The sequence below is a fragment of the Solibaculum intestinale genome (assembly GCF_040096205.1).
Lineage (GTDB): Bacteria > Bacillota > Clostridia > Oscillospirales > Acutalibacteraceae > Solibaculum_A > Solibaculum_A intestinale.
The window spans coordinates 1-8334 of the sequence record NZ_JBBMFD010000044.1 but is presented as its reverse complement, the minus strand read 5'-3'; the positions used below and the strand labels follow the sequence as shown (position 1 = coordinate 8334).

12 protein-coding genes are annotated in these 8334 nt (G+C 50.9%); 1 reads left to right on the top strand and 11 read right to left on the bottom strand.

Annotated features, from left to right (window positions below; genetic code table 11):
- Positions 1-35 precede the first annotated feature (35 nt).
- The 5 genes from WMO26_RS13180 to rpsT form a co-directional block, all read right to left on the bottom strand.
- Positions 36-677: a DedA family protein gene (locus WMO26_RS13180; protein WP_349221096.1), complete on the bottom strand. Its 642-nt coding sequence runs from the start codon at positions 675-677 to the stop codon at positions 36-38.
- A 235-nt stretch (positions 678-912) separates the two neighbouring features.
- Entirely contained in the window at positions 913-1068 is a 156-nt protein-coding gene (locus tag WMO26_RS13175; protein ID WP_349221095.1) for a hypothetical protein, read from the bottom strand.
- Between the two features lie 136 nt (positions 1069-1204).
- Positions 1205-1954 (bottom strand): nucleotidyltransferase family protein, encoded by a 750-nt coding sequence (locus tag WMO26_RS13170; RefSeq protein WP_349221094.1) that lies wholly within the window; start codon positions 1952-1954, stop codon positions 1205-1207.
- Positions 1951-3135: a GHMP family kinase ATP-binding protein gene (locus WMO26_RS13165; RefSeq protein ID WP_349221093.1), complete on the bottom strand. Its 1185-nt coding sequence runs from the start codon at positions 3133-3135 to the stop codon at positions 1951-1953. The genes WMO26_RS13170 and WMO26_RS13165 overlap by 4 nt, the downstream gene beginning before the upstream one ends.
- 422 nt (positions 3136-3557) lie before the next feature.
- Positions 3558-3815 carry a 30S ribosomal protein S20 gene (gene rpsT, locus WMO26_RS13160; RefSeq protein WP_349221092.1) on the bottom strand — a complete coding sequence of 86 codons (258 nt, stop codon included), beginning with the start codon at positions 3813-3815 and terminating at the stop codon, positions 3558-3560.
- 222 nt (positions 3816-4037) lie between these two features.
- Here rpsT and sleB point away from each other — a divergent pair, with 222 nt between their 5' ends.
- The gene (gene sleB / locus WMO26_RS13155; protein ID WP_349221091.1) at positions 4038-4724 is read left to right on the top strand and encodes a spore cortex-lytic enzyme; all 687 of its coding nucleotides are present in this window, start codon (positions 4038-4040) and stop codon (positions 4722-4724) included.
- 236 nt (positions 4725-4960) lie between these two features.
- On the opposite strand, the gene WMO26_RS13150 is transcribed toward sleB, so the two are convergent.
- The 6 genes from WMO26_RS13150 to crcB form a co-directional block, all read right to left on the bottom strand.
- Complete coding sequence (locus tag WMO26_RS13150) at positions 4961-5221, bottom strand: Cif family virulence factor (protein WP_349221090.1); 261 nt, start codon at positions 5219-5221, stop codon at positions 4961-4963.
- Positions 5214-5804 (bottom strand): DUF4825 domain-containing protein, encoded by a 591-nt coding sequence (locus WMO26_RS13145; RefSeq protein ID WP_349221089.1) that lies wholly within the window; start codon positions 5802-5804, stop codon positions 5214-5216. Before WMO26_RS13145 ends, WMO26_RS13150 begins: the two co-directional genes overlap by 8 nt.
- On the bottom strand, positions 5782-6471 hold the full coding sequence (locus WMO26_RS13140; protein WP_349221088.1) for a permease prefix domain 1-containing protein: 690 nt from the start codon (positions 6469-6471) through the stop codon (positions 5782-5784). Before WMO26_RS13140 ends, WMO26_RS13145 begins: the two co-directional genes overlap by 23 nt.
- Positions 6471-6818 (bottom strand): PadR family transcriptional regulator, encoded by a 348-nt coding sequence (locus WMO26_RS13135; protein ID WP_349221087.1) that lies wholly within the window; start codon positions 6816-6818, stop codon positions 6471-6473. Before WMO26_RS13135 ends, WMO26_RS13140 begins: the two co-directional genes overlap by 1 nt.
- Positions 6819-7211: 393 nt before the next feature.
- Positions 7212-7781, bottom strand: a complete 570-nt coding sequence (locus tag WMO26_RS13130; RefSeq protein WP_349221086.1) for a GNAT family N-acetyltransferase — start codon at positions 7779-7781, stop codon at positions 7212-7214.
- Positions 7730-8122, bottom strand: coding sequence for a fluoride efflux transporter CrcB (crcB, locus tag WMO26_RS13125; RefSeq protein WP_349221085.1), 393 nt, complete (start codon positions 8120-8122; stop codon positions 7730-7732). The genes WMO26_RS13130 and crcB overlap by 52 nt, the downstream gene beginning before the upstream one ends.
- Positions 8123-8334 lie beyond the last annotated feature (212 nt).

Sequence of the window (8334 nt, the reverse complement as noted above, 5' to 3'; positions counted from 1 at the left end):
CGGCTGCAGAATTGCAGCCGGGCCTCTTTTACCGTTTACTTTTCTTCGGATGGATCCGGTATCTTCTTTTTTCTGCGGCGCCGGCGCACCAGGAAGAAGACGACCGCCGCCGCCAAAACCACGCCGAGGACAATATATACGATATGAGAGTACAGGTCCATAAATGCAAGGATGTTTTCCCATTGATCTCCGACCAGAGCGCCGGCCACCACCAGCACCATGTTCCAAATCAGAGTACCCGCCGTGGTGAACAGCAGAAAAAATCCAAACCGCATTTTGGACATGCCGGCCGGGATGGAAATCAAGCTGCGTACCAGCGGCACCATGCGGCACAAAAAAACAGCCTTGTTCCCGTACCGCAGAAAAAACCTGCGCGCTCGTTCCAGGTCGGAGGACTTGACCCGCAGAACCTTGCCGTACCGGTCTACAAGCCGCTCCAGCCTGTCCACGCTGAGAAGCCGGCCCACGCCGTACAGGATGACCGCGCCGGCGATGGAACCCAGGGTCGAAAACAAAACAACGCCCACCACCGACATCTCGGTGGAACGGGTCAAAAAGCCGCCGAAGGTGAGAATGACTTCCGAAGGAATGGGTGGGAACACATTTTCCAGCGCCACCAGCAGAAAGATACTCAGATATCCGAACTCGGACATAAATTCCGTGATCCAGTTTTCCATATGCCTCCTCATTTCTAAAAGCAAGCTTGTTCGCACAGAAGCGGGGAAACTTCCCCCCTCCTGAGTTTTGGGGGAATCTTTCCCGATTATACGGGATGGGAGGCCGGGAGAAAATGAACAATCTGAAAACAAACCGAAAACAAAGCGCGAACGCCGGCAAACAAAAAAACACCGCCAAGCCCGGCAAAGGCTTGCGGTGCTTTTCATGTTGTCAATTGCGTTTGAAACAAAAGGCTTACATGATGGCCGTCTCAATATAGTGCTCAAGCTCTTCGTCGTCCTTGCGCTTCTTCTGACACTTATAAAGGATCATCGCAACAGTCGACGCAATGGCAACCACTACCGTGATAATACCGATCAACGTAAACATGTTCTTGGACTTTTTCTCCATATGAGCACCTCTTTCGAAATTCATTTTGTCCGTCCTATCCACAGGAATAGGCGGAAACTGCAAATTTACAGCAGGTCCTATGGACTTCTGTGTTTATCATACTCTTTTTATGAAATGAAGTCAAGCACTTAACCGCCTACACCGGCATGTGAATGCCCCGGAAGACCCGCTGTACAGTATGATAGCTGGACATATTTCCCACATCGTACCGTCTGCCCCGCATATTGTATGCGTAAACCTCCCGCTTCTTGCTCAGCCATGCGAATAAACTGCCCGGTGCATCCGCATGGCAGCCGTCCGCCACGCTTTGGCGCAAAAGAGGCAGGTCCCGCTGGTGATAGATATAGAAGGGCGGCGTAATCCAATAGGACTGGGGATGATCCGGTTTTTCTTCCATGCGAAGGACCTTAAAATCCCGGTCCAGCGTCACCACGCCCGAACGGCGCCGGACTTCCAGCTGCGGTTCGTGGTAGCACATAATGCAGGAGGCGTCCTTCTTCTTCGCAAACCGGACAAAACTCTGCAGCGAAAAGTCCAGTACGTTGTCCCCGGCGATGACCAGCAAATCGTCCTCCAAACGCAGCCGTTCGATGGCCAAAAGGATGTCGTTGACGGCCCCAAGTCGAGTATCGTTGCTCATAGATCCGTCGTCCACCACGTGCACCGGCCTTTGCAGCCGGCTGCACCGGGCCCATTCCTGAAAATGCCGACTGTAGCGGTGGTTGGACACGATTACATGCCCATGAATCTCCTCAATTTTATCAATGTCTTCCATCAGCCAGTCCAAAATCGGTTTCCCCTGAACCGGTAACAATGGCTTCGGGTAATTCTCCGTCAGCGGATACATCCGCGTCGCATATCCCGCCGCCAAAACGACACATATCATTCACATCGCGCCCCATCTGCTGAATTGCAAAAATGCACCGAAAAAGCGCCCCGATGCTCAGGAAACCTTTCCAAGTACTCCTTCGTCACGTTCTCTTCAATCGACTGGCGGTACTTCGGATCAATCACCGCCACACAGCAGCCCTTAAAGCCAGCCCCGGAAAAGCGGCCGCCGTAGATGCCCTTCGTCCGGGTCATAATGTCATAGATGGCGATCAGTTCCTCCGAACCGGTCTCGTAGTTTTCAATCGAACTTTGTCCCGATGCAAACATCAGCTGGCCAAACGTCTGCAAATCTCCGTTTTTCCAAGCAGCCGCGCCCTGTCTGACCCGTTCAAACTCGGTGTAAAAATGTCGGCAGCGTTTGGCAAAATTCTCCGGAAGCCGGTCTTTCCACCGTTCATAAACTTCACGTGGCACCTGGCGCAGATAGCTTTCCGCGACTGTATTGTACTCCATGCCTTCCATCGCCTTGAGGGCGTAGGCCGAAGCCCTGCACTCGTCCACCCGCTTATTGAACGCTGTTCCTGTCAGCGTTCTGGATACGCCCGAATAAAACACCGCAAACTCATAAGGCGGCATGGACGGACTTTTGGGAATCCATTGACATTGCCGGGTTTGGGTATCCAAAAATAGAAGGTTATCCCGCAGGGAAAGGACCTCACAGGACTGATCCAGCCGCCCCACACTGAGCCCTACATACTCTTTTTCAGCCGCCAGTGCCAAGTCAATCAGCTTGTCCGGCGTCAGCTGGATGTCATTTGCCTTGCACAGGGCCAGAATATACGAAATAATGACGGCTGCCGAAGAGGACAAGCCGCCGATGGGCAAAGATCCGCGGATGACGCCCCGGATACCGTGCACCAGCTTATATTTCTTTCTTAACAGCGCCCAAACCGCCCCCTGGGCATAGCGGCCCCAATCCTCTCTCGGCGGCATATCCGGCTGGATAATGAACTGCACCCGGCCGTCAAAATTGCAGCTGTCCAGCTCCACCACCCGGCTGGGATTGACGCAAAACGCCATTTCCACCCCATGGTCCAAAGCAAAACCGGATATAATCCCAAACTGATGATCGGAGTGTGCGCCCAATGGACACAAACGGTATGGGCAGGATACCCGGCTGATTTCTCCCTCTCTCGTATTCGGATAGATGTGCTCAAATATCTCGAAAATTGTCACCAATGAACCCCCCACGCGCGTTTGCCGGAATTGCGGTCTGCAAAAGACTCCGCATTCCTATCATCCCCCAAATTCGCCGTATATCCACCTTCCGGCGTACCTTTACCGGCGACGGCATTGGTTATTCTTTCCTATGCCGGAGGGTGCACAGGAGCCGTGCTTTTCCAAACCAAATGGGAAAAGCATCGAATTGAATAAAGTATAGCATATTTTTGTTGTTTCTGCAAGGAAATACGTCATGAGGCAAGTATTTTTCGTGCAAATGCAATTGAAGATACTTGCTTATATGTATTTTTTCCGGATCATTGGCGATCAAACCTGTTATTTTTCCACTAGAGTACTTTTTGCGTATGGATCTGCATGCATTTTTGGCAAAATAAAAAGCAGTGCACATGGCACTGCTTTCCCATTCCTATTTTCCCTTACACAGCCGCGCTTTTGCGAGCCAAGGCGGACTTCTTTCTGGCAGCAGTATTCTTATGAAGAATCCCCTTTGCCACTGCTTGATCGATCTTTTTCACGGCAAGACGAACGGTATCGTTCTTATTGTCCGCATTCTGATCGATGGCGAGGTTGGCCTTTTTTACGGCCGTCTTCAAAGCGGAATTGTAATTCTTATTGCGCATCGTTCGAACGGCGGCAATCTTCACACGCTTTTTCGCAGATTTGATATTCGGCATTGTCACACCTCCTTCAGCTCGTAATCACACTCATAATATATTAACACCATTCCATCTCAATTGCAAGCACTATTTTCCGCGTCACCTGCGATTTTCCGCTTTTTTGATCAAAACCGAAAGGACAGGCGGATATTTCCTTTCCGGCCGGAAATACTGACTTCGTAACGGCTATGCGGAGCTATTCCGCTGGCCGAAAGCATGCAATCGAGGAGGGCTCCTGAAATGAAAACATGGAAGGTTCTCTGGCGGGTCATGATGGTGCTGTGCGTTTGTGTTTTCACAGTAAACATCGTATCCTATCCCCAGCCTGAGGTGACCGAGGTCTTATCCAAATACGGTTCCCGCAGCGAAGAAGTCCGGCAGATTCAAACGAAGCTCAAGCAATGGGGCTACTATTTCGGCAGCGTGGACGGCATTTACGGAACGCAGACCCAAGACGCCGTCATCAAGTTTCAAAAGAAAAACGGCCTGCGGGTAGACGGCATCGCCGGTCCGGAAACGCTGGCCGCCATCGGCATTTCCAGCTCCAGCGGTTCTTCCGGTTCCACCGGCGCTTCCACCAGCGACGTAAATCTCCTGGCCCGCACCATTTCCGCCGAGGCGAGAGGCGAACCCTACAGCGGACAGGTGGCTGTCGGCGCGGTTATCCTCAACCGGGTGGAGCACCCCTCTTTCCCGGATACCATCGCCGGCGTCATCTACCAGCCCGGCGCCTTCTCCTGCCTCAACGACGGGCAGTTTGACCAGCCGGTGGCCGAATCCGCCTACCGGGCGGCCCGGGATGCGCTCAACGGTGTCGATCCCAGTGGTGGAGCGATTTATTATTATAACCCGGTTACCGCCACCAATGAATGGATTCGATCCCGTCCCATTATCAATACCATCGGCCAGCACGTTTTCTGCATGTAGCCAAACCGCCGCTCCAAGCTTTTCCGGAGCGGCGGTTTTCATATACCCGAAAACAAACCGGGGTCTTGGGCAAACACAAGCAGTCTCCTTGAGCATACGCTGCATTTCCGGTCCGTTCATTCCTCCAAAAGTGTGGTACCGTACGAATTGTCCACTGCGCACAGCCACCTTCCTTTTTTCTGCGAAAGACATAGGTGACCCGGCGGTCCATGGATTCCCCGCCGGAAGGCTCCTTGTCAGCCGAAAGCAACGTTTGGGACAAAACCAAAACCGTGTCCCAGGCTTTCGGCATGATTTGTTTGCCCCGGGTGGGTACAAGGCTGTTTGCAAAATAGCGGGCAATGGTCACAAATGCGTTGCCCATTTTCTCTGGCGACCATTCCGAATTCTACCACCGGCACGGCATCGTCGGTATAAAACTCCACCAGTCGGTCAAAATCCTCGTTGCGGATCGCCAGGTCCGCTTGGGCAACCGCCTGCATCACTTGCTTATTCATCCGCGTTTTCTCCTTTTTCCTGTGCTCGGATTCCCTCACGCGTCCGGTCCCATACATAATCGTCGCTGGCGAGGGGCGCTTGCACTTTCTCTTTCCAAATGTTCTTTTTGAGAAGCTTGGGCAGAGGCTCGTCGTAGAAACCGCAGACGGCGTCTCTTGTAACGGTAAAGGATTCGTCCAAAAACACAAAGTCGATGCGCTGCAGATTGTCGATCAGGGCAAAGGCAGCCGTAGCGTCATAGAGCATAGCCCGGCGTACCTGGGTATCCCCGATGTTGGCGGCATTGTCCTGATAGTGTACTTCCACCAGGAACCGCTCGCTGTCCATCTGAAAAGACATGGCGATGTGGTTGAGAGGCAGGGTACAAAACAGATTGATCAGGTTGGTTGCATCTCCCATATAGGCGCTTTTGAATTTGAGAATGCTGTCCAGGTCATGAGTCAGGGGATCACGCTGCTCGAGCCGGTACTGCTCCTGTGCCGCCTCCCTCTGCGGCAGAATCAGCCCTTCAATGGCCCCGTAAAACGCCAGGCCCACCACAAACAGCCCGATAATCAGCCTATTCCTCGTTTTGATCTTCATGGTTTACCTCATATTTTGACACAAGTTTGATGGCCGCATGGTACAAGAGAGGGATAATCATAAAAAAGGCCGGCAGAAGGTAACGCACCGCCAAAGCGCCGACCTGAAAGGGACCTTCGATTTTTACGGGCGTGGAATACCAAAAGTTGCTTCCAAACTGAACCGCCGTCGTAAATGCCGTCATAACCACTATCAACAGCCCGAACAGCCACCACGCCGCCTTGTGCATCCACCGCAGCCGGCTTACCCGTACATAGGCGGTATGCTGCACATATTCCTGCTCCTTGCGGCTACGCTGGAGCAGGTACCAAATGCCAACGGCAAGGGTGAGCACCAAAAACACCTCGTTAACCCAAATCCCAGTATCCACGATTTTCAGCGGTAGGGTCAAAATCCAGGCGATCACCCCGTAAAGAACCGCAACCTGGGTGACCTCCAGTTTATACTGATTATAATAGACCAGTCGGTTGCCGTCAATGAGCCCATCCACGCTGGTGATGCTTGCTTTCGCCTGCCGGACAGCCTCTTCCTTCTCCATTCCCCGAGCGGTCAGATCCTCCACCTTGGCTTCCAGATTGCTTAAAATTTCTTCCTTGAGTTCCAAGATCCGCGTCGAATTACGGTAGCGGCTGAATAATAGCTCCACATAGCTTTTCAGTTCCTCCATTACGGCTGCGCCCTCCTTTCAATCAATTGGTCAATCAAGTCCCTCGCCTGTTTCCATTGGGCCAGGGATGTTTCGTACAATTGGCGGCCCTTTGGGGTGATCCGGTAATACTTGCGCCGGCCGCCCTGACTTTCGTTTCCCCAGTAGGAGGTGACGCAGGAAAGCGCTTCCAGCCGTTTGAGGCTGGTATACAGAGACGGTTCTTTGAGCTCATAGATGCCGCCGCTGTTATGAGACACGGCTTTGATGATTTCATAGCCATAGCTGTCCCCATCCAAAAGGACGCGGAGGATAATCGGATCCAGACTGCCCCGCATATAGTCGCTGCTAATAGACGAAGACGCCATGGCTTCACCACCTTTCATCAAAATACAGCATAACACATATTACTATGTGTGTCAATGTATTTTATCTAACATATAAAAGCGTCCCGTAAATATGCGGAAGGACACTTATGCCATCGAGCGTTTTTTGAAAAAACTACTGCTGCTGGGTTTCGGCCACTCCCTATTCTCATTGGAAAATGTACGTTCTTTATGATATCCAAAAAGAGTGCCCGGCTTCCTCACAAAAAAGCGGCTTCGGTTTTACCGGAGCCGCTTTTTAACAGTACATGGAACCATTACCATTCTCATCCGACATTTTTTCGTGTGGGGTCAAACCGCTTTGTCGGCCAAGCTCTTTCTGTACGGTTCCTTTTTCCTTTGGCAAACCACGAGACTGGGGGCGGCAGGAGGCTGTCAAGCATAGAGCTTTTTCTCCATAATATAATCATCCATATAAAAGCCGTTGCCAATGTCCGCTTTCTTCATATAAGCTTTGGTAAAACCCATTTTTTCATAGGCAGCAATGGCAATGGAATTGTTGCGGTTCACCGTCAGCCAAATTTTATGCAAATGCCGCTCCCGACACAAAGAGATCATATATTCAATTGCCTGCTTGGCAATTTTTTTCCCGCGCATGGCTTTGCGGACATAAATTTTACTCAAAAAGAGGCTTTCCTCCTCTGCGTGAAATCCAGTATAGCCTGCCAATTCCCCGTCCAGTTTTAAAAAATAATATTGATACCCTTCCTGTAGCTGCTCCCGAATCGGACCGGGTGACTGGAACTTTTCCAGCATGTATTCCACTTGTCCCTTTTCCAGCATCGGGGTAAAATGCTCTGTCCAGATCTCTTTCGCCAAAGCGGCGAGTGCCTCTATTTGCTCATCGGTTTTTACTTCCTCTAACGTAAACTTTTCCATGATGTTTACTCCTTCTATCCATTTATATGAGAGGTCAACAAACCTCCCACTAGTTTCCCACAACATACACCCAGCAATCCAAAGGCAAGGCTTGCCACCATATTTGCAAGCGCCAGTAACCAATTGCCGTTCTGCATTAAACTGACGGTCTCCAGCCCAAAAGTAGAAAAGGTAGTGAATCCACCCAAAAGCCCTGTGGTCAAAAATAAGGAAAGATTCTTTCTGTCTGGGAAAAAGCCAGATAAGAACACGGTTAAAAAACCAATCAGAAAACAGCCGACCACATTTACCAAAAAAGTCGCCAACGGAAGAGGACCTTTGTGTAGAAACGAAATCCATTGAGAAAGAAGATAGCGGCAAACTGCGCCTAAAAAGCCGCCGCAACCAACTGCAAGAATCTGTTTCATCTTGGTATTCCTTTCTTTTTGGGAAAGAATAACAAAAAAGCTCAGTATTCACTGAGCTTTCTACCATATCCGATTTTCACACCTTAAAAACTGAACAAAGGGGAAGAAGCAAAGAGGAGGAAGAAGAAGGATATACACTAGGTCAAGCCCTCGACCAATTAGTACTGCCAAGCTCAACATGTCACCACGCTTACACATGCAGCCTATCAACC

Bases quoted from the DNA above. Each gene is read 5' to 3' on its own strand.
- WMO26_RS13135 (WP_349221087.1), bottom strand. From the start codon at position 6,818: ATGGCGTCTTCGTCTATTAGCAGCGACTATATGCGGGGCAGTCTGGAT.
- WMO26_RS13175 (WP_349221095.1), bottom strand. From the start codon at position 1,068: ATGGAGAAAAAGTCCAAGAACATGTTTACGTTGATCGGTATTATCACG.
- crcB (WP_349221085.1), bottom strand. From the start codon at position 8,122: ATGAAACAGATTCTTGCAGTTGGTTGCGGCGGCTTTTTAGGCGCAGTT.
- WMO26_RS13145 (WP_349221089.1), bottom strand. From the start codon at position 5,804: ATGAAGATCAAAACGAGGAATAGGCTGATTATCGGGCTGTTTGTGGTG.
- WMO26_RS13150 (WP_349221090.1), bottom strand. From the start codon at position 5,221: ATGAATAAGCAAGTGATGCAGGCGGTTGCCCAAGCGGACCTGGCGATC.
- WMO26_RS13130 (WP_349221086.1), bottom strand. From the start codon at position 7,781: ATGTTGTGGGAAACTAGTGGGAGGTTTGTTGACCTCTCATATAAATGG.
- sleB (WP_349221091.1), top strand. From the start codon at position 4,038: ATGAAAACATGGAAGGTTCTCTGGCGGGTCATGATGGTGCTGTGCGTT.
- WMO26_RS13170 (WP_349221094.1), bottom strand. From the start codon at position 1,954: ATGATATGTGTCGTTTTGGCGGCGGGATATGCGACGCGGATGTATCCG.
- rpsT (WP_349221092.1), bottom strand. From the start codon at position 3,815: ATGCCGAATATCAAATCTGCGAAAAAGCGTGTGAAGATTGCCGCCGTT.
- WMO26_RS13180 (WP_349221096.1), bottom strand. From the start codon at position 677: ATGGAAAACTGGATCACGGAATTTATGTCCGAGTTCGGATATCTGAGT.
- WMO26_RS13140 (WP_349221088.1), bottom strand. From the start codon at position 6,471: ATGGAGGAACTGAAAAGCTATGTGGAGCTATTATTCAGCCGCTACCGT.